We start from the raw sequence: 23892 nt of genomic DNA, 5'->3' as shown, positions 1-23892 counted from the left end.
TGCGACCTTTTACCTAGAATCTAAAACCTACCAACTATGTACAGAATCATCTCAGGCAAATGGAAAGCCAAGAAAATAGCCGCTCCCAAAAATTTTGACGTAAGACCGACGACGGATTTTGCAAAAGAAGCTCTCTTCAGTATTTTGGAGAATACATATGATATGCAGTCGGTTTCTGTGCTGGATCTGTTTGCAGGAATTGGCTCGATCAGCTTTGAATTTGCTTCAAGAGGAACTCAGGACATCACTTCTGTGGAAATGAATCCGAAACATACTTCATTTTTAAATTCTACCGCCTCTGAATTAGGTTTCAGCTTACAGGTAAATGTTCAGCGAGGTGATGTTTTTGATTGGTTAAAAAAATTCAGAAACAAAAAATCTTTCGAAATTGTATTTTCTGATGCGCCTTTTGAAATGGAAGAAAAAAAATACCACGAACTAATCTCTTTGGTTTTAAATAATAAATACCTAAAAGAAAACGGAATATTGGTCGTAGAGCATCAGAGCCGAATGAAATTTGATCATCCGAATTTAATTGATACCAGAAAATACGGAAATGTAAGTTTCAGCTTTTTCGAACCGAATAAAGAAGAAAATACAGAGATAACAGAATAATCAAGGCATATCCTTGATTATTTTTTTTGATATTTTATCAGCTTCCCTTCCCCATTCTGTAATCAATTCTAATACAGGAATCAAGGTATTTCCAAATTCCGTCAATGTATATTCCACCATCAAAGGGGGCTTTTCCGTATATACTTTCCTGTTAATCACGTTATCTTCTTCCAATTGTTTTAACTGAAGACTTAAGGTTCTTTCCGTAATGGTGGGAATTAATTTTCTCAATTCGTTATACCGCTTCGGGCCGTCTATGAGATGCACCAAAATGACAGCCTTCCATTTTCCACCAATGAATTTCATGGTCACACTTGTACAGCATGGGTAAGATTTATTGTCTATGGTATACATTTATACTATCCTTTTTTACCGTTATTGCAAATATATTAAACTTAAATTAGTTTTGCAACTATAAAAAATATAGTTTAAAATATGAGCTTTTTAGAAAAAATGAAATCGAGATATACTGTAAAAAAGTATAATCCTCAAGGAACAATAAGTGAAGAAAAAACCCAACAGCTAAAGGATATTTTACAACTGAGTCCTTCTTCCATCAACAGCCAGCCCTGGAATTTTATTTTTGTAAATAATTCTTCCGAATTAAAACAACCTTTGGCCGAAGCATCTTATTGGAATAAGGAAAAAGTTTTGGACAGCAATTGCTTAATCGTATTTCAGGTCATGAAAGATCCTGAAGATTTTGAAAATAAAATTGAAGGTTATCTTTCCGAGGGAAATGTGAATTATTATAAAAATTTTGTAAGGCCCAAAGGTAATACTGCCATAAAATCCTGGCTGGGTCATCAGGTTTATCTTTCATTAGGAGTTTTACTTTCAGCCTGTGCAGAACTGGGAATCGATTCTACGCCGATGGAAGGGATTGAAGCTGAAAAGTATGATGCAATTTTGAATAACGAAAAATATGAAACTCTATTTGCCGTTACGATTGGTGTAAGAGCTGAAGAAGACAGCAATCAGCCTACCATTACTCCTAAAACAAGACATGAAAAGAAAGAAGTCATTCTGGAAGTATAAAACAAAAAGACTCATTTTGAGTCTTTTTTATATTATAATACTTTCAATTCTAAATCTATTGATTTTCCGAAGAATTTCTTTGAGATTTTTTCGAAGTTTTTCGTAAGATCCGAAAGGTAGAAATGATAATTCGGTTTCGGGTTATTATCATTCAGAAGATTATATTTATCCAAAATAATCTTCAAATGATTGGCTACAATATTCGGTGAATCAATCACGCGAACCCGGTTACCATAATATTGTTTAATTTCATCAATTAATAAAGGATAATGAGTACACCCTAAAATCAATGTTTCGATGTTTTTTAATTTACTATTACTCAAATAATTATAAATAATCGCATGCGTAATCGGATGATTTTTAAAGCCTTCTTCAATCGCAGGAACCAAAAGTGGCGTTGCCAATTCGTCTACCTTAATCCATTTATTATGCTTACGGATACTTTTTTTGTATAGTCCTGAATTCACAGTTGCTTTTGTTGCAATCACTCCAACGTTATTGTGAATTTCATACGAAACTTTTTCCGCCACAGGATTGATTACGTCGATGACAGGAACTTTCCCTGCAACAGACTGCATCACTTCATTCAAAGCGTTGGCTGTTGCCGTGTTACAGGCAATAACGATTGCTTTACAATTTTGTTCCAGTAAAAAATTCGTGATTTTTGTAGAATATTCGATAATTGCTTCTTTTGATTTTTCACCGTAGGGAAGATGTTTTGTATCACCAAAATAGATCAGATCTTCGTTGGGAAGAAGTCTTTTTATTTCTTTGGCAACCGTCAATCCGCCAACTCCGCTATCAAAAATTCCGATAGGCTGTTTTGGTGAAAGATGCGAATAATCTTGCTTTTTCGTTTTCAAAATTGAGTTGAAATTTTATACAAAAATAAGGAATTTTACTACAAAACATGCAAATATGCATGTTTTACACAATAAACAGATCTGAAGCAATTCCATCCGCCATAAACCAATGTTTTTCCGGGATTTTAAGATGATTATTTTCAATTATTAGAATTTGATCTTCCAGTTTTGATTTAATTTCGCTTTGGAAGTGATCAAGAACTTCATTATTAAACTTTTGTTTCAAGTTTTCGAGATCAACGCCCCAGATTGTTCTTAAGCCAATCATTATCATTTCGTTAAATTGATCATTTTGAGAGAGAATTTCTTCTTCTTTAGCCAAAAAATTCGAGTTTAATTTTTTAATATACTGCTGATTATTCGCAACATTCCAGCTTCTTACATCAAAACCGTTGTAAGAATGCGCGGATGGGCCGATTCCTAAATATTCTTTATACTTCCAATACGAAGAATTGTGTTTTGAATAAAATTCAGGTTTTGCAAAATTTGAAACTTCATAATGTTCAAAACCATTATCCTTCAAAAAGTCGGATAAATAGTAGAATTCTATGTTCTGTTCCTCTTCTCTTGGACTTTTCACTTTTCCTTTTGAAATCCAGTTTTCTAAGGCTGTTTTTGGCTCAACTGTTAATGCGTAAGATGAAATATGGGGAACTTCAAGAGCAATTGTTTTGTTTAGATTTTCTTTCCAGATTTCAAGATTGGAGGTTGGCGAACCGTAAATTAAATCAATGCTTAAATTTTCAAAGCCAAAATCCTGCGCTCTTTTGATAGAATCTTCCGCTTCATTGGCGGTGTGCGCACGATTCATTAATTTCAAATCTTCTTCAAAAAAACTTTGAGTTCCGATTGACAAGCGATTGATTGGCGAATCTGATAAACCTTTCAGAAAGTTTTTATCTAAATCATCAGGATTCGCTTCTAAGGTAATTTCAATATCCTTATCAAAACTGAAATGTTTTAAAACCTCATCTATTAAAGATTTTATTTCGTCAGGAGAAAGAATCGACGGAGTTCCGCCACCAAAATAAAGGGATTGTAAGTTTTTGTTTTGTAATTCATCCTTTCGCAAAAAGATTTCCTTCTTCATGGCAGCCAGCATTTCATCTTTAAAGTTTAAAGATGTTGAAAAGTGGAAATTGCAATAGCTGCACTTTTGCTTACAAAACGGTATGTGAATATAAATCATAAAAAAAGCCCTGAAAAAATTCAGAGCTCAAATTTATTTAAATTAAATCAATTAATATCTATAACCTCTATGGTTAATGAAGTTATCGAAGTTATATCCTAACCCGATCATGAAGCTGTTTCCTCCATACTCCTGGATATCAGATAGTCCTAAGTTGTAAGTAGCTCCAATCATGAATTTGTTGAATCTTACTTTTACAACCGGAGCAATCTGTAACTGCTGGCTGTCGAATCTGTTCTGAACAGATCTGTAGCTTACCCCGAAAGAGAATGAATTGATATCATTAAAGAACGTACCCATTAAGTTATAATCGATTGTTCTTGTAGAATTCGTATTCAAGTTGATTAAAGCTGATGGAGTGAAATAAATGTTATCTCCAACATGCCAGTCATATCCTAAATTTAAGAAAAATTTGATCGGAGAAGGCTCACGTCCGTTTACGATAGCTTCGTCGTTGGTAAGAGCGATATCGTTAACAGAAACTCCTGCAAAGATATTTCTGTAAGTAGCCTGTGCACCGAAGTTGGCATATGCCATGAAGATGTTACTTTCACTACCCTGTAATAAAGGATCTGAAGCATCCTGCGTATTAATTTTTGAATAATCAAAATTCATATTGTAGAAACTCACACTTGTACCGAAAGAGAACTGGTCTTTTCTATCTCCTTCACTGCTAAGAGGAATAAAATATGAAGCACCCGCTGTAATACCTCCCGCAGAAATAGGCCCGTTGCTGTCTCTGAATACAGATAAACCTGCCCCTACTCTATCAAAGATATTCGCGTTGATCCCAACCGACTGAACGTTTGGAGACTCGCTGAACTTTGAAAATTGCTGCTGATAGTTAAGATTAAGCTGCACGTAGTCGGTTTTTCCGTATTGTGCCGGGTTGAACAAAAACTCACCATCTAAAAGATATTGTTGATAGTACGGTAAAGTTTCTTGTGCTTTGTATGCATTTGACAAAAGAGCTAAACATACGATAGCATATAGTTTTCTCATAACAAATCTTGATTTCAATTCAACAAATATAAAAAAATTCTCAATATATTTTTAGTTTTCTAAATAATTTCTCCATTTTTTTACAGCATCCGCCATATCTTTCGGCATTGGGCTTTCAAAATATAATTCTTTCTTTGTAGTCGGATGTATAAATCCTAAAGTGTGGGCATGGAGCGCATGTCTGGGTAAAATCTCAAAGACATTTTTTATAAACTGCTTATATTTAGGAAGATTCACTCCACGGAGCGGGGTATGACCTTCATATCTTTCATCATTAAATAAGGTATGCCCGATGTGCTTAAAGTGCGCTCTGATCTGATGCGTTCTACCTGTCTCCAGTTTACACTCTACCCAAGTCATGTATTTAAATCTTTCCAGAACTTTGTAATGTGTCACGGCATGTTTCCCCTGGCTTCCGTCTTCATAGGTATGCATTTGCATCCTGTTTTTCGGGTGACGCCCTATATGACCTCGAATTGTACCTGCATCGTCCTGTACATTCCCCCAAACGAATGCCCAATATAATCTTTTCGTTTTTCTGTCGAAGAACTGTTTTGCCAGGAAACTTAAGGCATATTCATTTTTGGCAATTACCAAAAGTCCTGAAGTATCTTTATCGATTCTATGCACTAAACCTACCCTGTCGAGGTCTGATTTTGCACCATTTTGTTCAAAATGATAAGCTAAAGCGTTGACCAAAGTTCCGTCCCAGTTTCCGAATCCAGGATGTACCACCATTCCCGGATCTTTGTCTACCACAATAAGATCATCATCTTCATACACAATATTAATAGGGATATTCTGAGGAATTATAACATTTTCCCTTGGAGGATGTGCCAGTAATACAGAAATCTGGTCGCCCGGTTTTACACGATAATTTTGCTTAACCGCAATTCCGTTTACGATAACATTTCCGGCTCTGCAGGTCTGTGAAATTTTATTCCTTGAAGAATTCTGTCGGAAAATCAACAGGAACTTATCAATTCTTAACGGCTCCTGACTTTTGTCTACAGTGATATTAAGATGCTCGTACAGCCCTTTATTTTCCTCATCAATATCAATATTATCAATACTGTTTTGGTCTAATAATTCTTCATCTAAAAAATCTTCGTTATCTTCTGCCATTGCTTTTATCTTTTATACAAAAGGCTTCAACATAATGAAAGTTGAAGCCTGTATTTTGTGTTATAATTAATTTATTATTCTACGACTACTTTTTTAGCTTTTGGCTTTTCAGCAGGTTTTGTTGCTGTTGTCGCAGGCTTGCTGCTGTTTGCCGCCGTATTATTACCAGAACTACTTCCTGAATTAGAAGTAGTTGTTTTAGGTTTATTGTTTTCTGCTACCGAAGCTGCAGGTTTTGTTGCTGTTGTTTTAGAAACATCAGTTTTAGGGGCATCTGTTGCCGGTTTCGGATAGTCTCTTTTAGGCGGTGCCGGCGGAGGCGTATCGTAATTCTGTTCCTGATGCATCGGCATTTCCTGATACTGGACCGGAGGTAAAGCCGTATCTACTTTCATTCTGTAGGTAGAATTCAGCTGTTCTATTTTGGCGCTCAATTCAGCAAGCGTTCTCTTACTCGCCCAGAGGTCAATCTGCATTCCCTGATCCCGGACATCTCCCGGAGCCGGATCCTGATAATAAATCACATCAGATTCGTCCTTGCTGCCATCTTCATGATCAACAAGACCTACTTCAAACATGCTTTTAGCAATTACCTGTCTCGCTTCTTTCACTGTTAATCCTACCACATTAGGAATAGCAATATTCCTCATCGGTCCGGAACCGATTACCACATCAACGATAGAGAATCTCGCCAGTTTTGTTTTAGGTTTTACCTCATTTCCTTTATAGAGGATTCTTATTACTGCATCTTTTTGGATACTTGGCTCGTAAATCGTATCCCCCACTTTCAATCCTACCTGTTCCAGTCGCTGGAAAGCTAAACCTGAATATTTATTGATAACATCAGGAACCTCCACTCTCGCCCAGGTTCTTGGGTTAACTTTTAACTGAATGGCTCTTCCGTCTTTTACACGGGAACCCGGAACCGGATATACCTGTAAAACTTGAAAAGGTCTGTATTTAGGATCATAATTAAAACTATCGACTTCATATTCCAACCCGGAATCGTCTAATATTTTGATGGCTTCCTGTACAGATTTATTGACAATATTGGGAACGGGAATTTCCTGACCGTGATTGGTATGATATTCTAACCAACGAAATGTAAGCCAAACCAACCCCACAAAAACACCGATGGCTACGACTAAGTTCAGTAAGACTTTCCAATTGAAAAGTGATTTAAGCATACTTAAAATGACTATAATTAAACAGCAAATATAACTAATAATTTTAGAATGTGCTTTTTATTTAACACATTTCATTTTTGATTTCAAAAATTCTGATTTTGCGGTTATCCATTATAGAAAATGATTAAATTTGCCTTAATTGATACTATATGAATATGAGCAAAAAACAAGTTGCCGTAGTAATGGGAGGCTATTCTGACGAATATGTTGTATCATTAAAAAGCGGACAATTAATTTACGATTCTTTAGACAGAGAACTTTACGATGTATATAAAGTAGTGATCCTGAAAGATGAATGGTATTTCTTGGGCGAAAATGATACAAAATACGAAATCAATAAAGGCGATTTTTCAGTAGAATTAGAAAATAAAACCCTGAAATTCGATGTTTGTTTTAATATCATCCACGGAACGCCGGGAGAAAATGGTATTCTTCAGGCGTATTGGGATGCCATCGGACAAAAATATACAGGTTGTGATTTTTATCAGAGTGCTTTAACGTTCAACAAAAAAGATACATTAGCTGTACTTTCAAAATACGGAATTCCTTCTGCAAAAAGTGTCTATTTAAGAAAAGGAGAAAAAATCAATGTTGACGAAATCATAGAAAATCTAGGATTACCGGTTTTTGTTAAACCAAACCAATCCGGATCTTCCTTAGGAATTTCAAAAGTGAAAGAAAAGTCTGAATTAATTGCAGCGACGGAAATTGCTTTCAAAGAAGATGATGAAATTTTAATTGAAAGTTTCTTAGACGGCATGGAAGTTTCTGTGGGAGTGATCGATTATAAAGGCGAAACCATCGTTTTGGGAATTACAGAGATCGTTCCACAAAATGAATTCTTCGATTACGAAGCCAAATATGAAGGTGCTTCTGAAGAAATTACCCCTGCAAGAATCGACGATGAAACAAGAATCCGTGTGGAAGAAATCTCGAAAAGAGCTTATAATTCTCTTGGAATGAGCGGTTTCTCGAGAAGTGAATTTATCTTAATGGACGGAATTCCTTATATGCTGGAAATGAATACCAATCCGGGATTCTCACCGGCAAGTATTCTTCCTCAACAGGCAAAAATCTACGGAATTTCTATCAAAGACCTTTGTGGAAACGAGGTTGAAAAAGCTTTACATAAAAATTAAAAGAATGGACGATGGAGGATAGAAGATGGAAGTTGATAACTCCGTATTTGTCTCCCTCATCATTCATAATTTATAACTTATAACTTTTATACGCATGAAAATTGCTGTTTTCCCGGGTTCTTTTGATCCGATTACTCTAGGACACTACGATATTATAGAACGAGCTGCCCCGCTTTTTGATAAATTGATTATCGCAATCGGACAGAATTCTCAAAAAAAATATATGTTCCCTTTAGAAAAAAGAATAGAATTCATTCAAAACTCCGTGGCTGAATTTCCTAACGTGGAAGTTGATTTTTTTGAAGGCTTAACAGTGGATTACTGTTTTGAAAAAAATGCGCAGTACATCATCAGAGGTTTAAGAAATCCTGCGGATTTTGAATTTGAAAAAGCCATCGCTCATACCAACAGGACATTAGCTCATAAAAAACTGGAAACCGTATTTTTATTAACTTCATCCGGAAAATCTTTCATCAGCAGCAGCATTGTGAGGGAAATTATTAATCACGGCGGGGAATATGAACTTTTAGTTCCGGATTCCGTGAGAGTGGAGAAATAAAGAAAATTTCAATAAGCTTTAAATGATAATTGGAGAATGGTAGAAGTTTTGCTTAAAAAGAAAATCATTCATCAATTATCATTTTATTTTTATAAAACATGCACGAACAGTTCAATTTTGCCATAGAGGTCTTAGGAACGATCTCCTTTTCGATGTCGGGAAGTTTTGCAGCGATGCAGAAACGTCTCGATCCGTTTGGTGTATTGATTATCGCGTTCGTAACTTCCGTGGGTGGAGGAACCGTGCGAGATCTTTTGCTTGATATCCCGGTCTTCTGGATGCATGATCTTTTGACCTGTGCCTTGATTATTCTGACAAGCATTTTCACCATGATATTTAAATCATTTGAAAAAAATTTCAGGGTAACTTTATTTATTTTTGACAGTTTTGGATTGGGGTTGTTTACCATTATCGGGGTCCAGAAAGGACTTCACGCCGATATTCATCCTCTGATATGTATCGGGTTGGGAACGATAACAGGTTGCTTCGGAGGGATCATCCGGGATATACTGCTCAATAGAATTCCTTTGATCTTCAGGAAGGAAATCTATGCCACCGCTTGTATTGTGGGAGGTTCTATATTTTTACTCTTAACAAAATTCACTACTCTTTCTTATACTATTATTCAGGTTTTCACGATTTTATTGATTGTAACTATAAGAACTTTAGCTGTAAAATACCATTGGCAGATCCCTAAATTTTATGGGTATGAAACCAATTCCGAAATGTAATTTATGAAAGTTGTAATTTCTCTATTTTTTCTTTCACTGTTATTCTCCTGCAAATATGAGAGTAAATTTGATTTGGAAAAAGATCTATATCGGTTTTCAGAAAAAATGGAAAATGGAGATACTGTTGAAGTGAATATAGATTATTCCGCATGTATGTATGCTGCACATGAGGTTTTTACTTTTATCAAACAAAATGATACTGTATTTTTAAAAGCTCATTCGGAGATCAATTCGTTTGAAAATAGAAAACAGGATATACAAAAAAGGGTTTATAACTTTCAGATTTTAGGTCAATTATCTTTTGAAAATTATTTTAAATACTTAAAAAAAGAAGACAAGCCTAAAACTGACATCCATTAGCCTCTTGTGATTCTTTATTATAAGAACAAGGCTCAATCTAAAGCTTTCTATGATGATGGGTTGGAAGATAAATTTAATAAACTGGATCGATTTGCCTTAATCCGCAAGAAAATTTATCCTGATGATACATTTTTTAAATCACCAGAACCACCACCTCCTCCATCATTCAAATAAAAAAGCACCTAAAATAAATTAGATGCTTTGTTTTTTTATAAAGTAAAGTATTCCCAATTAAAAGAATTTCCCTCTGTTTCTCATGTTCGGGTTATGCATGTGCTTTTGCATTGTCGGCATTTTCAGCTGATCTTTCATCATTTTGATCTGATCGGTCATCATCCCTGCGCTGTCCAATCTTTTTGCTTCATCCAAAAGTTTCTGCCCTTCCTGCTTTCTTCCTTTCGAAATCGCTGCTGCTGCAAGATTCAATGTTGCCATTGCTCTGTCATGCTTCATGTTTAAACCGTATTCTAAAGCTTTTTTCATGAAAGGTTCTACTTTCGTTGGATGATCCTGAGCTTGTGTTAATCCCATTAAATAGTGGAAATATCCGTATTGGGTTTTATGAAGCTGAGTTTTATAATCCGTAATATTTTTAAGCCACTCTCCTGCTTTTTCCATATTTTGTTTTCTCAACTGCCAGAAAGCCAAAAGAATATATTCATTTTTAAAGAAAAGCAGAATCGGTGCTGCAGCCAGAAGGAAAACTATAATTCCCCAACCTAGACTTCTTGTAAAGAACATCATATAAAGTCCTAAAAAAATAAGAACCGCCGCAACTGCAATTTTTATGTATTTATTCATTATTAAATTTTAGAAGTGCAAAGATAAGAAATTCGTTGGTAGTTGTTTGTTGTTTGTTGATGGTTTATGGCTAAAACTTTTATCATTTTTCTCAAGCATTTTAAAACTATCAACCAACAACTATTTGCCATCAACCTTTTCAAACGTTTGAAAACAGAAGTCGTATTGATTTTTTTCGTCATTTTCATGGCAGACTTCGTTTACTTTTTTCCAGATTTTAAGATCAATTTTTGGAAAATAGGTATCTGCTTCAAGATCAGCTTTTACTAAAGTAACTTCCAATTTATCAACAACATCCATGGTCTGCTCATAAATTTTTCCTCCACCGATAATGAAGACCTCCTCATCGATCTTTTTTGCGAATTTCACAGCTTCTTTAATACTTCCGACGATTAAAATTCCTTCTTCAAACCAGTCGGTTTTTCTCGACACAACAATATTCGTGCGGTTAGGAAGCGGTTTCCCTATGCTTTCATACGTTTTCCTTCCCATAATCACCGGATGCCCTGAAGTGATCTCTTTAAAGTGTTTTAAATCTTTCGGAAGATGCCAAAGCAACTGATTTTCAAAACCAATTTCGTTCTTCTCTCCCATTGCCACCACAATTGTTGTCATTAAAATAATTTTTTACAAAATTAGCACATAATTTGTATATTTGGTTAGCACAAAAAATATTAAAAAAATTAAACTATGAAAAATAAAGGGTGTCTGAGCGCAGGAACTATCGGTATCGCTCTCCTTATTATTGTTGCTGTGATTTTCTTTTGGGGCAAAAGCGGCTACAACAACTTCGTAACCAAAGAACAAAATGCTAATACAAAATGGTCTAATATAGAAACGGTATATCAGAAGAGAGCCAATCTAATCCCAAACCTGGAAAGAACAGTAAAATCATATTCTAAATTTGAGCAGGAAACATTAACAAAAGTTGTGGAAGCCCGCTCTAAAGCAACTTCTATCAATATTGATCCTACGAACATGACAGAACAGGATCTTGCCAAATTTCAGGCGGCACAAGGTGAATTGTCAGGAGCATTAAGCAGATTGATGGCTGTTGTCGAGTCTTATCCTAACTTAAAGGCAGATCAGCAATACATTAATTTCCAGAGAGAATATACAGCAATTGAAAACAGCATCAGAACAGAAACTGTTTATTACAACGCTGCGGCTCAGGATTACAATACATCGATCAAAACTTTCCCGAATAATATTCTGGCAAATTTTACCAACTTTAAGGAAAAACCTTATTTCAAAGCAGCAGCAGGAGCAGAAAAGGCACCTGAAGTATTCTCAGAATAATGGCAACACCTTTCCTTACCAATCAGCAGATAGCTTCCCTCGTGGAAGCTATTCAATCGGCAGAAGAACATTCTACCGGTGAAATCCGGGTGCATATCGACTCCAATACCGATGAAGACAATGCCAAAATTGCTTTTAAAGTTTTCGAAGAACTATGCATGAATAAAACTGCTGAAAGAAATGCTGTGCTTTTCCATGTGAATTTTGAACAAAAATATCTTACGATCATCGGAGATACCGGAATTCATGAAAAAGTAAGTCAGTCTTATTGGGATCATCTCCACGATTACATCACATCTGAATTTGCCAAAGGAAATTATTACAAAGCTTTAAAAAGCGGAATCCTTGAAACAGGTTTAGAACTCAAAAAATATTTTCCCGTAACGGGAGAAAATCACAACGAACTTCCTAATGAAATTACGTTCTCTTAAAATAGTTTTTTCATTTTTATTAGTATGCTTTTACACTTTTGTATCGGCACAATACACGATTCCCCCAAAACCAAGTGTTCTTTATCCTGTTTTTGATGAAGCCAATTTACTAAGCCAACAGGAAAAAGATGATCTCAATAAAAAATTGATCGCATTCGCAGATTCCACCTCAACGGAAATTGAAGTGATCATTATTCCGTCGACCAAAGGTGAAGATGTCAATTTCCTTGCAACCATGTTCGGAGAAAAATGGGGCATCGGAAAAAAGAATGTTGACAACGGAATCGTCTTTCTCATCGCAACGGAAGATCATACCATGTCGATTCAGCAGGGACGAGCGGTTGAACAGTATTTAACAGCATCTGTCGCAGGACAAATTCTGGATTATATCGTAACACCACACTTCAAGCAGGGAGAATGGTACGAAGGTATCAATCGCGGAACTTCTGCATTAATGGAAGCAGTGCAGGGGAAATTCAAACCTTTGAACAACAAGGAAAGTAGTGGTGGTAGCGGAGGACTTGTAAAGATCATTGTCATTGCCTTTATCATCTTTATTATCATTGCTATTCTTTTTGGAAACCGTGGCGGAGGAAAAGGTGGAGGAAATTATGACGATGATGATGTTATCCTATCCAGAAGAGGCCGTAGAAATTATCCAGGTGGATTTTTTCCTTTCCCGGGCAGTTTCGGAGGCGGTGGATTCGGTGGAGGAAGCTCTGGCGGAAGCAGCGGCGGTGGTGGATTTGGAGGCTTTGGCGGTGGCGGAAGTTTCGGAGGCGGTGGAGCTTCTGGTGGATGGTAAATTTTATCGAATATTTATTTTTCTTTCTTCTAAATTCTTTCTAAAATTCAAAATAATTATTTGGAATAAATTTCCTCAACGTTTGTCATTCGGTTAGGAATCTCTGCATAGTTTTTAAATATAACAGCTTAGATTCTTATGGAATGACAAACGTTATATATATTTAATTTTGGATTCATTGGATACCAAATTCTTCCTTCGTCAGAATAACAACCATACAGTCTTTTGCTGGGTGAAACGCCTTCGCGAACAAAAAATATTTCCTCAATAACTTAGAAAAATCTTAGCGAGCTTTGCGTTTAAAATAAATTTAACAAAAATGTGGTATTCAGATTAAAGAAAACAAAATTTAAACTCTCTTTCTTTAATTTATTTTAACATAAAACTTCATTTTTAATATTAAAAAATTACTAAACCCACTCAAAACCTACCTTTAATTCAAAAAAAAATCATTATATTTACTCAAAACAGGTTTTATGAAGAAGACGTTGGTAGTTTTTGCGCATCCCTATTTAGAGCACTCAAACTCGAATGTAGAGCTCATTAATTTCTATGTTCGTCACCAGCATTTCACCTTACGTGATCTTTATGAAGAATATCCTGACTTTCATATTGCTGCTTTCAGAGAAAGAAAAAGATTAAAAAATTATGATCGTTTTATCTTTCAGTTTCCTATCATCTGGTTCGGAATTCCGCCATTATTGAGATTGTGGATTGATGAAGTTTTCGACCGCAACTGGCTGAAAGAAGGCGAATACAATCCTTTGGAAGGTAAAGAAGTCTACATTCTGGTGACGACCGGCGGAAAAGAAAGATCTTTTTCCAAAGAAGGCACCTATAAATACACTGTGGAAGAGCTCATCAGCGGACTTATCGTTTCTTTAAACGTTTTTAAAGCCAATATTAAAAACATTAAAATCGTTTACGAAGCCAATAAATTATCAAAAAAAGCAATCGTTTTACATAAAAAAGAATTTGTAGAACTTCTGAACCAATAAAATATGGAATCTACATTAGCAATGAATACACTCATTTTTCTGGGCGTTGCCATCATTATGGTTCCGCTGGCAAGGAAATTTGGGCTTAGTTCTGTAATCGGATATATTGCAGGAGGAATTATTATTGGTCCTTATGTTTTAAAATTAACCGGAAAAGATGTAAACGATATCATGCACGCCAGTGAATTTGGTGTCATTATGTTGCTGTTTTTGGTCGGACTTGAGTTAGAGCCCAGGAAATTCTGGGAAATGCGAAAGAAAATAGTAGGATTGGGGCTAACGCAAATGTTGCTTACCATTTCCTTACTGTTCCTGGTTTTCATCTGGTCAGGCTGGAAAGTCGATAAAGCGTTTGCCATTGCCATGTGTTTCGCTCTTTCATCCACTGCCATTGTTTTGCAGACTTTACAGGAAAAAAACAATTTAAAAACATTAGCAGGAGAAGCGTCCTTTTCCACCCTCCTTTTTCAGGATATTGCGGTGATTCCTATTTTGGCGATTCTTCCGCTTATTGCCAATTATAAAGCAAGACATCACGACAACGAAATACAGGTTTTAATCCAGACACTTCCCGAATGGATGCAGTTTGCAACAGTAATTTTAGGCGTTGTGATCTTAATTTTATTGGGTAGATATGTTTTTGTTCCTTTTTTAAGATATGTCTCAAAATCAGGAATGACAGAACTTTTGACCGCTTCTTCCCTTTTTTTGGTGATCGGCGTTTCTGAACTAATGGTAGCGCTCGGTCTTTCCCCTGCCTTAGGGGCTTTTCTTGCCGGAGTTATGCTAGCCAACAGCGAATTTCGCCATGAACTCGAGGCACAGATCGATCCCTTCAAAGGATTACTTTTGGCTGTATTTTTTGTAAGCGTAGGTTCCACAATGAATTTTAATGTGATACAGCGGGATCCCACTTTTATCTTCACAACCGTTTTTGCTGTTTTAGCGATAAAATTTCTTGTGCTTTTCCTTATCGGAAAGTTCTTTAAAATTGATACGCCGCAAAGCCTTTTCTATGCATTTGCCCTTTCTCAGGTAGGAGAATTTGCTTTTGTATTAATTAATTATGCATCAAGTCTTTATCTTTTAAGCCCTGAACTGAATGCCCAAATGATGGCGGTAACGGCAATTACCATGTGCATCACTCCTTTCCTTTTAATTATCAATGATAAACTCATCACTCCCAAATTCATCAAAGAAGTTCCGGAAGGCGATCATGATTACAATATTCTTGACAGCAATGTATCGCAAAAGAAAATTATTATCGTTGGTTTCGGGCATTTCGGAAGTACGGTAGGAAGATTGCTTAAGGCCAATAAAATTTCGGCCACTGTTTTGGACAGAGATTCGGATCGTGTAAAATTGTTAAGAAGCTACGGTTTTAAAGTATATTATGGTGACGCAACAAAAATTCCAACTTTAAGAGCTGCCGGAATTGAAGACGCCGAAATTCTTGTATTATGCCTAGATGATCCTGATGACAATAAATTTGTTGCTGATGTTGTGCGCGAACATTATCCCGGTGTAAAAATCTTTGTAAGGGCTAAAAACAGAATTGATGCCTATTCTTACCTCAACAACGGAATTAATAATATTTATCGTGAAACGTTGGGAACAGCTGTAGATATGGCTGTCGACGTTCTTCACGAAACAGGAATGCGAAAATACGCAGCAAGACGCCTCGGGCAGAGATTCATGGCCATTGATAAAGCTTCCATCAGAAAATTGGCTAAATCTGATGACGATGACGAAATTCATCTGTTTACCACAAAAGAAATCCTCCAGCGAGAGGAGGAATTATTGGCTTATGATAATTTGAATTTCGATCATACAAACTGGGAAGATTCCCCATCTGCAGACGATGAAGATGAGGAAAATAATGATTGATTAATCGATATTCACACTTCCGCCACTGCTTTCTTCTTTTGAAACAGAGGTTACATTTCCTCTTTTCTTTACATTTACACTTCCTCCAGATGAAGCTTCAGCCTGTATGCTGGAAGTTGCACCAATGTCTACGCTTGCTCCGCTTGAAGCTTCTGCTTTCAAATGATCAGCGATGAGTCCATCGGCAGAAATACTGCTGCCCGAAGATGAAGAAATATCAGCATTTTTTGCTTTCCCGGAAACAGAAATACTTCCCGCCGAAGAGGCTTCGATATCCAAATCTACAGCCCAGATCTTTCCGCTGAAGCTGCTGCTGCTTCCTACATTAATATCCATATCATTGGCTTCCAAATCTCCGGTAATGCTGGCTGCGCTGGATACTTCAATGTCTGTTTTATCCTGAATAAATTTATCTTTTACTGTGATGCTCGCCGCAGAATTGGCATTCAGCTTGGTAAAATCTCTGGTGTAAATTTTTGCCGAAACATTATGGTTATTCATCACTCTGATTCCCTGCTTATAATGAATATGAAGACTTCCACCACTGTTATCCACTAAAATCTCATCGATAATACTTTCGGGAGCCGAAATCACTACCTTTTCAACATCCGATTTAATAACTTCAGCTTTAATTGCCTGAGAAACTTCAATTTTATCAAAATCTCCGGCTACTTCTTTCTGCCTGATCGGTCCGCTGTCTTTATTTACAACTTTATCAACCCAATTATTTTTGCTTTTGTTGTCATGTTTTCCTTCACAAGATGCTAAAAAAGCAAAGGCTGAAAGAATAAAAATAGTTTGTGATTTCATGTTATCTTTTATTTTATTATAATTAATTATTTATTTTAATAACAACTAATGTATAAAAAATATTACTTTTCTTACCATAACTGATCATAATAATCTCTTTTACAATTATTTCTCTAGGCAGAAATACTATATTCTATTTAAATTCATTTGGATTGGTCGCCTCACCCCATCTAACATATTTAATTTACAAGCCGAAACAGATTATTTTCCAATGTCAGATACGGTTTCACTGTTACAGGGAAACACTTATTTTTATCGAGTGAAGAAGTGCAAATATCTTATTCATGATTATCAGCTAAGTTTTAATATCTTTATGGTTTATTAATAAATAATTTATGAAGAAGATTTCATCGGTATTATTAATTTCTGCATTAGCATTTAATCAATCTTGTACTACAATGAAAAACACCGATACACAACAGGAAGTTCCTACGCTGGATCCCACCCTTTCATCAAACCCTTTCATGAAGAAAAGCAAACTTCAGTACGAAGCTCCGGAGTTTGATAAAATTAAAAACGAACATTTCAAACCTGCTTTTGAATTTGGTTTAAAACAGCATGACGCCGAAATTATAAAAATCGCCAACAATTCCGAGGCTCCGACGTTTGAAAATACCATCGTTGCATTGGAAAAAAGTGGTGAAGTTCTGAAAAGAGCGGTTATTGTATTTTCAAATTTAACGAGTGCTAATACAAACCCTACTTTACAGGCTTTAGACGAAGAATACGCTCCGATTTTCGCAGCACATTCAGATAAAATGTACCTGAATGAAAATCTGTATAAAAGAATTAAATCTATTTCTGAAAACGGATTAGATTCTGAAAGCAAAAGACTGGTACAGTTTTACAAGCAAAACTTTGAAATTGCAGGAGCGAATCTTTCTTCGGCTGATAAAGAAAAATTAAAACAAGTCAATCAGGAAATGGCTTCACTTTCTACACAATATTCCAACAAATTATTGGAGGCAAGAAAGCAGGGCGGAGTTTTCTTCTCTGATGTAAAAGACTTAGACGGACTTTCGGCTGACGAAATTGCTGCCGCTGCAAGTGATGCTAAAAATGCAGGAAAAGAAGGTCAGTATTTATTGGCTTTACAAAATACGACGCAACAGCCACTTTTACAGAATCTAAAAAACAGAGCAACAAGAGAAAAATTATTCAAAGCCTCTTGGACAAGAGCTGAAAAAAGCGATGCTAATGACACAAGAGAAACGATTGAAAAATTAGCCAAATTAAGACTGAAGAAAGCTCAGATTTTGGGTAAGAAAAGTTTCGCAGAATGGAAGTTGCAGGATCAGATGGCAAAAAATCCTGAAGCTGCAACAAAACTGATGAATCAGATTGCAACACCAGCCGTAGAAACGGCAAGACGTGAAGCAAAAGATATTCAGGATTTGATTGACCAGCAAAAAGGTGGTTTCAAAGTGGAACCTTGGGACTGGAATTTTTATGCGGAGCAGGTAAGAAAAGCAAAATATGATTTAGACGAAAATCAAATCAAGCCCTATTTTGAAATCACGACAGTTTTGGAAAAAGGAGTTTTCTTCGCTGCTGAAAAATTCTATGGGTTAACTTTCAAGAAAAGAACAGACCTTCCGGTTTATCATCCTGATGTGGTGACGTATGAAGTTTTCGATCACGACGGAAAATCTATTGCTATTTATTACCTGGATTTCTACACAAGAGATTCTAAAAACGGCGGCGCATGGATGAGTAATTTCGTAGAGCAGTCTTACCTTTTGGGAACAAAACCTGTGATTGTCAACTGCTATAATTATCAAAAACCGGCTCCAGGAAAACCTTCTTTGATCAGCTATGACGATGTAACAACTATTTTCCATGAGTTTGGTCACTCGATTCACGGAATGTTTGCGAGCCAGAAATATCCTTCACTTTCAGGAACGAATGTACCGAGAGATTTCGTGGAATTCCCTTCTCAAATTAATGAGCATTGGGCTCTAGATCCTGTCGTTTTGAAAAATTACGCTTTACATTACGAAACAAAACAGCCGATTCCACAAACTTTGGTTGATAAAATTAAAAAAGCAGCGACTTTCAATCAGGGTTACATGACCACCGAGTTGGTTTCTGCAGCAGCTTTAGATATGGATTGGCATACCGTGACGAATGAAAGTCAATTGACTCCGGTTTTAGATTTCGAAAAACAATCGTTAGCCAACCACGGATTTACTTTGGCAACCGTTCCACCCAGATATCATACTCCATATTTTGCACACATCTGGGGTGGTGGTTATTCTGCAGGATATTATGCTTATTTGTGGTCTGAAACATTGGATAACGATGCCTGGGAATGGATTTCAAAGAATGGTGGACTAACAAGAGAGAACGGAGACCGTTTCAGAAAATACATTCTGTCTGTCGGAAATTCTGTTGATCTGAATCAGGCATTCAGAGATTTCACAGGACATGATCCTGATATTAAGCCGTTGTTGAGAAACAGAGGGTTTATTAAATAAATTTTTAAAAGCATTCAATTTTTGGATGCTTTTTTTGTTTGTATACAAATGATACAATTTTCTCTCGTTGTTTTACAGATTAAGCAGATTTTTAAAATTAAAACGTAAACATCTGTGAAAATTTGTGAAATCTGTGGAAAAATATATTTTGGCTAAAGCCAAATTGAAATTCCTATTTGATAAACGGGCTAAAGCCTGTTCCTATTGATATAATTATGTCTTCCATTATATTCGTGAATTCTTGGAAAACAAAAAAGTAATAATATTCACGTAAATTTGTATCCAAATAAAAATCAAAGAAATGAATTGTCCTTGCTCTTCAGGAAAGTCTTACGAAGAATGTTGTAAACCTTACCATACCGGAGAAAAAAATGCACCCACCGCCGAAGCTTTGATGCGCTCAAGATTTTCTGCATTTGCCATTCCGAACGGAAAATATTTAATGGAAACCACTTCGCCAAGCAAAAGACAATTTCATAATACAAAAGATTTACAGGAATGGGGAGAAATCAATGAATGGACGAAACTGGAAATTGTAGACAAACCATCAATGAATAAAGTTGAATTCAAAGCATATTATACTGATGAAGAGGGACAACAACATATTCATCACGAATTATCGCAATTTAAAATGATTCAAAACCGTTGGTTTTATGTGAGTGGTGAGTTTTTAGATTGATTCATTAACTTTTCAATATCAAATGAATATAAACGAGCTGAAGACTTGAAAAAGCCTTTAGTGGCTAATTATTGAAAAATTCTAAACAACTATAAGAATAGTTAATTCCTTGAATCCAAAAGTGATAACAGAATTAAATTAATCGATTTTTAGTAATCCATACATATCATAATATTTGATGGCCATTTGTTTTAAAGGATTAAGACTCCACTCTTCCCATTCTCCTGTGTATGGATTGTATCCGCATTTTAGTGGTTTGGATATATCTAATCCATCTTTATTTATATGAGTTTTTTCAGTATAAGCTCTACAATCCGTACAAATATAGCGAAACTCACAATCTTTGCAAATCTCGATCTCATTTTTAGTAATATTCCAATATTTTTTAAAACCCTGAATCTTAACTATATCTTCAAGTGAGTTTTTATAAATATTACCATAAGATTCTTCGAATGCCGGACAATTTTTAATATTTCCTTCAGAATCAATTCCTACTTTTTTAAATAAACAAGAATTATAATTTTTACTTTCAATAATCTTTGGAATATTAGTTGAAAAATATTTCAAATCAACAATTCCGCATTTTTTTATATTTAAATTATCTTCAGTAAAATTAAACACCGAATCTTCATTAAAATCATGAAATTTAACATTACAATTGTAAAATACCAAGTTATAAATTCTCTTGAAACTTTTGTCTAAAGCTTTTAATGAGTTATCATTAATTTCTTCATGGTAAGGACAATAGATTTCAATGCCTTCTAATGAAGTACCGTCAAAAATTGATTCAATTTCTAAAATTTCTTTAATTAAAATTTTTCGGGAACTACATATACTCAGATACTGAACACCTAAATTTTCTATTGATTGTTTAATTTTTTCAAATATAGAAAAGTCATCCAATTCTAAAAAGATATTATTTATCTTAGAAGGCTCATGGTGACTGAATGAATATGGAACAAAATTTTTATCCCAATCATTATAACTTATAAAACCATATTCTTCTTCTAAGAAAAATTCAATATACTCTTCAAAAAGTAATTTTGATTCAATATCATACCTGGATAAAATTTGCTCGATCGATTTGGTTTTTAATTCCTCTATTACATGAAAAAATTCTAAAGGAAATACTTCAGAAATATTTCTTTGCAAATCAGAAATTAAAATTCTGCTTGCTCCTTTTGTTATTAAGATATCACTAAATAAATTAAAATATCTCATAGCATTCGAGTAAAGTTTTTAAATGGAGGAGTTCGTTCCAAACTATCGGTTTGATATTTACTACAAACTACATACTTAACTGCTTCCTTTATTTTTTTTGTTTTATCAGAACCAAATATTTGCATGTATCTAAAATTAAGAGGAAGTTTCTCTTTTAATATGATATCTTTCATAGTTATAAATAATCTGCTATTACTTTTTCTAATGAATAATTACAAAGGCTGGATATGCCTAGAAATTGACCTATAGGATTTACTTCTAAAAAATAGAATTTCCCATCAATAGATTTAATGATGTCAATAGATCCGCAATTATAATCTAATATTTTCATTAATAAGGAGATTTTATTACAGATTTCTCTTGGTAAAACATAACGGACATTTCTATTAGGCTTTTCAATATTATACAGTCTATAATCCACTTTAGTTTGCTCATCGTTTTGAGAAATAATAGCACAAGACCAAATTTCCCCATTCAGATAAAAACTTCTAATTTCAAATTCTTTTTCAATTTTACGTTGGAAAAATGTTGGAAAAAAAGAATCTTCTTCTTTTTTACTTACTACATGAGTATAAAGAATTCCATCAAAATCTTCAAAAGCAGATTCAACAATAATGGTTTCAGCTATTGATTTTGTTATAGTTTCATTTAGCTTTACATCATCTGTATTAGTAGATATAAAATATTCGGGTACATCAAGACCTACCTCTTTTGCCTTTTCCAAAACAAGCAGTTTATTAGCCCTCTTATTACTCTGCTTATTGATATGTTTTTTTGATTCTAATGTTTTTATTATATATTCCTCTAATAAAAATTGTGTTTCATCCATCATCAAATTAATCGAATTAATTTGATACTTGAGTCTTTTGAATTTTAAACCACCTCTTCTAAACCATACGCTAGTGATATCATCGATATAAAATGAATTTCTGGCGCTTTTTAAAAAAAACTTTCTATTAATTACACTAATTTCAAATACCTCAGAATCATGAACTCGAATAAATTTTTTCTTTTTAAAAATTAGCCATTTAATCACTTCATTAGTCGTGTAATCCTTTTTTGATGAAAAAATCAATATCATATATTAAGACATTATAAAACCAGCTTCAATCTTGAAGCCGGTTTGTATAAACTTTGATATTAAGTAAACTATGTTTAATTAACATCTTCATTAAACCAAGTTTCTCTTCCAATATATGGTCCTCCGTTATATTCATATACATCATATTCTACCGAACCATTAACACTAATGTTAGATTGGATTTTATATCTCCCTCCTACAATTGATTTAAGATTCTTTAATTTTTTGTTTTCTAAAGATGATAAAGATCTCTTTAAGCCTGTTAATTTTTTCATAATAATTGAATTTATATGTTATTGTTATTAGTAACACGCTAAAAGTAGAAATAAATATTTTAATCACCTTTAATTTCTTTTTGCATTTTTATTGCATTTTAAAAAAATCTCTTCAAAGTGAATAATTTTCATTATTTTTATTCATCATGAAAAAGGAAAAATTAAAACAAATGAGAGTAAGTATGGGATTAACACAAGAACAGATGGCATCAGTCATTTGTAAAGATGTGTCCGCATATTGCAGAAAAGAAAATGGACAAGTAAAATTGACCATCGAAGAATGGCTAAAAATGTCTAAATTTTTAAATGTTAGCCTTGATAGCATATATGAAAGCGAATTTAGAATAAATCTTTTTAAAGAAACTACTTCTGACAATTCAGTTGACAATTTAAACATATATATATCAATAAAATACATCAAAAATTTATTGCATGAAAATGAATTTTTAAAAAAGAAAATAAGAGCATATGAATAACAACAAACACTTATTTTTTCTATTACTAATCCTGTCGAATTTTCTCACAGCACAAAATTCAAGTTTTATTTATGAATTAACATACAGAAACTATCCGGATACTTTATCTGTGGATAAAATTAAATTTTACTTAGATATTAAAGATCAGCAATCTGTTTTTCGCTCAGGTATGTTTAGAAAATCGGATTCTTTGCAGGCTGTCAGAGGTTATCCGAATGGTTTTGAGACAGAATTTAATAATAAGCAGCTGTATGTTGAAAAAAATACAAACACAAATACTACTTTAAAATATATTTTTGTTCCGGTTGTTTATGCAACGTTTGCCATTGACATTAAAGACAATCTCGACTGGAATATTACTCCTGAAAAATTAAAAATAGGCAAATATGATTGTCAAAAAGCAACCCTGATGTACGGAGGCAGAAAATGGACCGCATGGTTTACCACAAATATTAATATCTCCGACGGCCCCTATATTTTTAAGGGATTACCAGGACTTATTGTTAAAATATCTGATGACCGGGAAGATTTTAATTTTGAATTAGCTCAAATTCAAAATTTTGAATGGAAAAATTTACATATCCCCAAATATCAAAAATTAATCTCGTGGGAAGACTTTAAAAAGATTCAAAAAAACTTTTATACTAATCCCTTTTCATCCCTTAAAAAAGGTGATATTTTACAGGAGACAACTCCCGATAAGTATACTGAAGTCGATTTGAACCAGGCAACAAAAGATTTATTAAAGAGAATAAAGCCAAGATATCATCCATTGGAACTGAATCATAAAATTGATTTGTAAATACAATTATTTATCAAGAATTTTACAGGTAAACAAAAAATG

Annotated in this window: 27 protein-coding genes; 15 read left to right on the top strand and 12 right to left on the bottom strand. The window is 34.4% G+C overall.

Features of this window, described 5'->3' with window-relative positions:
- Window positions 1–36: 36 nt before the first annotated feature.
- Entirely contained in the window at window positions 37–615 is a 579-nt protein-coding gene (locus BUA89_RS11000) for an RsmD family RNA methyltransferase (RefSeq protein WP_072957335.1), read from the top strand.
- Here BUA89_RS11000 and BUA89_RS10995 read toward each other — a convergent pair whose 3' ends face one another.
- Window positions 616–969, bottom strand: coding sequence for a winged helix-turn-helix transcriptional regulator (locus BUA89_RS10995; protein ID WP_072957331.1), 354 nt, complete (start codon window positions 967–969; stop codon window positions 616–618). It lies immediately after the preceding gene.
- An 81-nt stretch (window positions 970–1050) separates the two neighbouring features.
- Here BUA89_RS10995 and BUA89_RS10990 point away from each other — a divergent pair, with 81 nt between their 5' ends.
- Window positions 1051–1653 (top strand): NAD(P)H-dependent oxidoreductase, encoded by a 603-nt coding sequence (locus BUA89_RS10990; protein WP_072957328.1) that lies wholly within the window; start codon window positions 1051–1053, stop codon window positions 1651–1653.
- A gap of 32 nt (window positions 1654–1685) precedes the next feature.
- Here the strand turns inward: BUA89_RS10990 and murI are convergent, their stop codons facing one another.
- The 5 genes from murI to BUA89_RS10965 form a co-directional block, all read right to left on the bottom strand.
- Complete coding sequence (gene murI, locus BUA89_RS10985; protein ID WP_072957325.1) at window positions 1686–2516, bottom strand: glutamate racemase; 831 nt, start codon at window positions 2514–2516, stop codon at window positions 1686–1688.
- Between the two features lie 64 nt (window positions 2517–2580).
- Entirely contained in the window at window positions 2581–3705 is a 1125-nt protein-coding gene (gene hemW / locus BUA89_RS10980; RefSeq protein ID WP_072957321.1) for a radical SAM family heme chaperone HemW, read from the bottom strand.
- 51 nt (window positions 3706–3756) lie between these two features.
- Window positions 3757–4707, bottom strand: coding sequence for a PorP/SprF family type IX secretion system membrane protein (locus tag BUA89_RS10975; protein WP_027380143.1), 951 nt, complete (start codon window positions 4705–4707; stop codon window positions 3757–3759).
- Between the two features lie 51 nt (window positions 4708–4758).
- The gene (locus BUA89_RS10970) at window positions 4759–5832 is read right to left on the bottom strand and encodes an RluA family pseudouridine synthase (RefSeq protein ID WP_072957318.1); all 1074 of its coding nucleotides are present in this window, start codon (window positions 5830–5832) and stop codon (window positions 4759–4761) included.
- 74 nt (window positions 5833–5906) lie between these two features.
- Entirely contained in the window at window positions 5907–7019 is a 1113-nt protein-coding gene (locus BUA89_RS10965; RefSeq protein ID WP_072957315.1) for a PASTA domain-containing protein, read from the bottom strand.
- A gap of 155 nt (window positions 7020–7174) precedes the next feature.
- Between BUA89_RS10965 and BUA89_RS10960 the strand changes: the two genes are divergently transcribed.
- From BUA89_RS10960 to BUA89_RS10945, 4 genes are all read left to right on the top strand, one after another.
- Window positions 7175–8158, top strand: a complete 984-nt coding sequence (locus BUA89_RS10960; RefSeq protein ID WP_072957311.1) for a D-alanine--D-alanine ligase — start codon at window positions 7175–7177, stop codon at window positions 8156–8158.
- A gap of 94 nt (window positions 8159–8252) precedes the next feature.
- Window positions 8253–8717 (top strand): pantetheine-phosphate adenylyltransferase, encoded by a 465-nt coding sequence (gene coaD, locus BUA89_RS10955; protein WP_072957307.1) that lies wholly within the window; start codon window positions 8253–8255, stop codon window positions 8715–8717.
- A 98-nt stretch (window positions 8718–8815) separates the two neighbouring features.
- A complete protein-coding gene (locus BUA89_RS10950) occupies window positions 8816–9448 on the top strand; it encodes a trimeric intracellular cation channel family protein (RefSeq protein WP_072957302.1) in 633 nt (210 codons plus the stop codon).
- A gap of 105 nt (window positions 9449–9553) precedes the next feature.
- Window positions 9554–9808 (top strand): hypothetical protein, encoded by a 255-nt coding sequence (locus BUA89_RS10945; RefSeq protein ID WP_143152327.1) that lies wholly within the window; start codon window positions 9554–9556, stop codon window positions 9806–9808.
- Between the two features lie 231 nt (window positions 9809–10039).
- On the opposite strand, the gene BUA89_RS10940 is transcribed toward BUA89_RS10945, so the two are convergent.
- Both BUA89_RS10940 and BUA89_RS10935 read right to left on the bottom strand, forming a co-directional pair.
- Entirely contained in the window at window positions 10040–10609 is a 570-nt protein-coding gene (locus BUA89_RS10940; protein ID WP_072957294.1) for a DUF5336 domain-containing protein, read from the bottom strand.
- 120 nt (window positions 10610–10729) lie between these two features.
- A complete protein-coding gene (locus tag BUA89_RS10935; RefSeq protein ID WP_072957291.1) occupies window positions 10730–11224 on the bottom strand; it encodes a dihydrofolate reductase in 495 nt (164 codons plus the stop codon).
- 75 nt (window positions 11225–11299) lie between these two features.
- Here BUA89_RS10935 and BUA89_RS10930 point away from each other — a divergent pair, with 75 nt between their 5' ends.
- From BUA89_RS10930 to BUA89_RS10910, 5 genes are all read left to right on the top strand, one after another.
- Complete coding sequence (locus tag BUA89_RS10930) at window positions 11300–11908, top strand: LemA family protein (protein WP_072957287.1); 609 nt, start codon at window positions 11300–11302, stop codon at window positions 11906–11908.
- The gene (locus BUA89_RS10925) at window positions 11908–12339 is read left to right on the top strand and encodes a TPM domain-containing protein (RefSeq protein WP_072957283.1); all 432 of its coding nucleotides are present in this window, start codon (window positions 11908–11910) and stop codon (window positions 12337–12339) included. Before BUA89_RS10930 ends, BUA89_RS10925 begins: the two co-directional genes overlap by 1 nt.
- Window positions 12320–13144 (top strand): TPM domain-containing protein, encoded by an 825-nt coding sequence (locus BUA89_RS10920; protein ID WP_072957280.1) that lies wholly within the window; start codon window positions 12320–12322, stop codon window positions 13142–13144. The genes BUA89_RS10925 and BUA89_RS10920 overlap by 20 nt, the downstream gene beginning before the upstream one ends.
- 476 nt (window positions 13145–13620) lie before the next feature.
- Window positions 13621–14142 (top strand): NAD(P)H-dependent oxidoreductase, encoded by a 522-nt coding sequence (locus BUA89_RS10915; protein WP_072957276.1) that lies wholly within the window; start codon window positions 13621–13623, stop codon window positions 14140–14142.
- Window positions 14143–14145: 3 nt separating this feature from the next.
- Window positions 14146–16029, top strand: coding sequence for a monovalent cation:proton antiporter-2 (CPA2) family protein (locus BUA89_RS10910; protein WP_072957273.1), 1884 nt, complete (start codon window positions 14146–14148; stop codon window positions 16027–16029).
- Here the strand turns inward: BUA89_RS10910 and BUA89_RS10905 are convergent, their stop codons facing one another.
- Window positions 16030–16839, bottom strand: a complete 810-nt coding sequence (locus BUA89_RS10905) for a head GIN domain-containing protein (protein ID WP_072957270.1) — start codon at window positions 16837–16839, stop codon at window positions 16030–16032.
- Window positions 16840–17174: 335 nt separating this feature from the next.
- On the opposite strand from BUA89_RS10905, the gene BUA89_RS10900 reads away from it, so the two are divergent.
- Both BUA89_RS10900 and BUA89_RS10895 read left to right on the top strand, forming a co-directional pair.
- Window positions 17175–19316 carry a M3 family metallopeptidase gene (locus BUA89_RS10900; RefSeq protein WP_072957267.1) on the top strand — a complete coding sequence of 714 codons (2142 nt, stop codon included), beginning with the start codon at window positions 17175–17177 and terminating at the stop codon, window positions 19314–19316.
- Window positions 19317–19617: 301 nt separating this feature from the next.
- Window positions 19618–19995, top strand: coding sequence for a YchJ family protein (locus tag BUA89_RS10895; protein ID WP_072957264.1), 378 nt, complete (start codon window positions 19618–19620; stop codon window positions 19993–19995).
- Between the two features lie 138 nt (window positions 19996–20133).
- On the opposite strand, the gene gwsS is transcribed toward BUA89_RS10895, so the two are convergent.
- From gwsS to BUA89_RS10880, 3 genes are all read right to left on the bottom strand, one after another.
- Complete coding sequence (gene gwsS, locus BUA89_RS10890) at window positions 20134–21216, bottom strand: grasp-with-spasm system SPASM domain peptide maturase (protein WP_072957261.1); 1083 nt, start codon at window positions 21214–21216, stop codon at window positions 20134–20136.
- 175 nt (window positions 21217–21391) lie between these two features.
- Window positions 21392–22297: a grasp-with-spasm system ATP-grasp peptide maturase gene (gwsG, locus tag BUA89_RS10885; protein ID WP_072957257.1), complete on the bottom strand. Its 906-nt coding sequence runs from the start codon at window positions 22295–22297 to the stop codon at window positions 21392–21394.
- Between the two features lie 74 nt (window positions 22298–22371).
- Entirely contained in the window at window positions 22372–22572 is a 201-nt protein-coding gene (locus BUA89_RS10880; RefSeq protein WP_072957254.1) for a TIGR04139 family peptide modification target, read from the bottom strand.
- A gap of 146 nt (window positions 22573–22718) precedes the next feature.
- Between BUA89_RS10880 and BUA89_RS10875 the strand changes: the two genes are divergently transcribed.
- Together BUA89_RS10875 and BUA89_RS10870 are read left to right on the top strand one after the other, a co-directional pair.
- Window positions 22719–23048 (top strand): helix-turn-helix transcriptional regulator, encoded by a 330-nt coding sequence (locus BUA89_RS10875; protein WP_072957251.1) that lies wholly within the window; start codon window positions 22719–22721, stop codon window positions 23046–23048.
- Window positions 23041–23850 (top strand): GLPGLI family protein, encoded by an 810-nt coding sequence (locus BUA89_RS10870; RefSeq protein ID WP_072957248.1) that lies wholly within the window; start codon window positions 23041–23043, stop codon window positions 23848–23850. Before BUA89_RS10875 ends, BUA89_RS10870 begins: the two co-directional genes overlap by 8 nt.
- The last annotated feature ends 42 nt before the right edge of the window (window positions 23851–23892 follow it).

Origin of the sequence: Chryseobacterium arachidis, from assembly GCF_900129245.1 — a bacterium.
In the GTDB taxonomy this organism is placed as follows: domain Bacteria; phylum Bacteroidota; class Bacteroidia; order Flavobacteriales; family Weeksellaceae; genus Chryseobacterium; species Chryseobacterium arachidis.
The sequence above is the reverse complement of the archived record's forward strand: the minus strand, read 5'-3'. Positions and strand labels throughout refer to the sequence as shown.

What these genes read in the sequence shown, in the direction of transcription:
- BUA89_RS10895 (WP_072957264.1), top strand. Translation starts at nt 19,618, where the DNA reads ATGAATTGTCCTTGCTCTTCAGGAAAGTCTTACGAAGAATGTTGTAAA.
- BUA89_RS10930 (WP_072957287.1), top strand. Translation starts at nt 11,300, where the DNA reads ATGAAAAATAAAGGGTGTCTGAGCGCAGGAACTATCGGTATCGCTCTC.
- gwsG (WP_072957257.1), bottom strand. Translation starts at nt 22,297, where the DNA reads ATGATATTGATTTTTTCATCAAAAAAGGATTACACGACTAATGAAGTG.
- BUA89_RS10880 (WP_072957254.1), bottom strand. Translation starts at nt 22,572, where the DNA reads ATGAAAAAATTAACAGGCTTAAAGAGATCTTTATCATCTTTAGAAAAC.
- BUA89_RS10925 (WP_072957283.1), top strand. Translation starts at nt 11,908, where the DNA reads ATGGCAACACCTTTCCTTACCAATCAGCAGATAGCTTCCCTCGTGGAA.
- BUA89_RS10940 (WP_072957294.1), bottom strand. Translation starts at nt 10,609, where the DNA reads ATGAATAAATACATAAAAATTGCAGTTGCGGCGGTTCTTATTTTTTTA.
- BUA89_RS10905 (WP_072957270.1), bottom strand. Translation starts at nt 16,839, where the DNA reads ATGAAATCACAAACTATTTTTATTCTTTCAGCCTTTGCTTTTTTAGCA.
- BUA89_RS10965 (WP_072957315.1), bottom strand. Translation starts at nt 7,019, where the DNA reads ATGCTTAAATCACTTTTCAATTGGAAAGTCTTACTGAACTTAGTCGTA.
- hemW (WP_072957321.1), bottom strand. Translation starts at nt 3,705, where the DNA reads ATGATTTATATTCACATACCGTTTTGTAAGCAAAAGTGCAGCTATTGC.
- BUA89_RS10915 (WP_072957276.1), top strand. Translation starts at nt 13,621, where the DNA reads ATGAAGAAGACGTTGGTAGTTTTTGCGCATCCCTATTTAGAGCACTCA.
- BUA89_RS10995 (WP_072957331.1), bottom strand. Translation starts at nt 969, where the DNA reads ATGTATACCATAGACAATAAATCTTACCCATGCTGTACAAGTGTGACC.
- BUA89_RS10945 (WP_143152327.1), top strand. Translation starts at nt 9,554, where the DNA reads ATGGAAAATGGAGATACTGTTGAAGTGAATATAGATTATTCCGCATGT.
- BUA89_RS10970 (WP_072957318.1), bottom strand. Translation starts at nt 5,832, where the DNA reads ATGGCAGAAGATAACGAAGATTTTTTAGATGAAGAATTATTAGACCAA.
- BUA89_RS10870 (WP_072957248.1), top strand. Translation starts at nt 23,041, where the DNA reads ATGAATAACAACAAACACTTATTTTTTCTATTACTAATCCTGTCGAAT.
- BUA89_RS10935 (WP_072957291.1), bottom strand. Translation starts at nt 11,224, where the DNA reads ATGACAACAATTGTGGTGGCAATGGGAGAGAAGAACGAAATTGGTTTT.
- BUA89_RS10960 (WP_072957311.1), top strand. Translation starts at nt 7,175, where the DNA reads ATGAGCAAAAAACAAGTTGCCGTAGTAATGGGAGGCTATTCTGACGAA.
- BUA89_RS10975 (WP_027380143.1), bottom strand. Translation starts at nt 4,707, where the DNA reads ATGAGAAAACTATATGCTATCGTATGTTTAGCTCTTTTGTCAAATGCA.
- BUA89_RS10990 (WP_072957328.1), top strand. Translation starts at nt 1,051, where the DNA reads ATGAGCTTTTTAGAAAAAATGAAATCGAGATATACTGTAAAAAAGTAT.
- coaD (WP_072957307.1), top strand. Translation starts at nt 8,253, where the DNA reads ATGAAAATTGCTGTTTTCCCGGGTTCTTTTGATCCGATTACTCTAGGA.
- BUA89_RS10920 (WP_072957280.1), top strand. Translation starts at nt 12,320, where the DNA reads ATGAAATTACGTTCTCTTAAAATAGTTTTTTCATTTTTATTAGTATGC.
- BUA89_RS10950 (WP_072957302.1), top strand. Translation starts at nt 8,816, where the DNA reads ATGCACGAACAGTTCAATTTTGCCATAGAGGTCTTAGGAACGATCTCC.
- BUA89_RS11000 (WP_072957335.1), top strand. Translation starts at nt 37, where the DNA reads ATGTACAGAATCATCTCAGGCAAATGGAAAGCCAAGAAAATAGCCGCT.
- gwsS (WP_072957261.1), bottom strand. Translation starts at nt 21,216, where the DNA reads ATGAGATATTTTAATTTATTTAGTGATATCTTAATAACAAAAGGAGCA.
- BUA89_RS10910 (WP_072957273.1), top strand. Translation starts at nt 14,146, where the DNA reads ATGGAATCTACATTAGCAATGAATACACTCATTTTTCTGGGCGTTGCC.
- BUA89_RS10900 (WP_072957267.1), top strand. Translation starts at nt 17,175, where the DNA reads ATGAAGAAGATTTCATCGGTATTATTAATTTCTGCATTAGCATTTAAT.
- BUA89_RS10875 (WP_072957251.1), top strand. Translation starts at nt 22,719, where the DNA reads ATGAAAAAGGAAAAATTAAAACAAATGAGAGTAAGTATGGGATTAACA.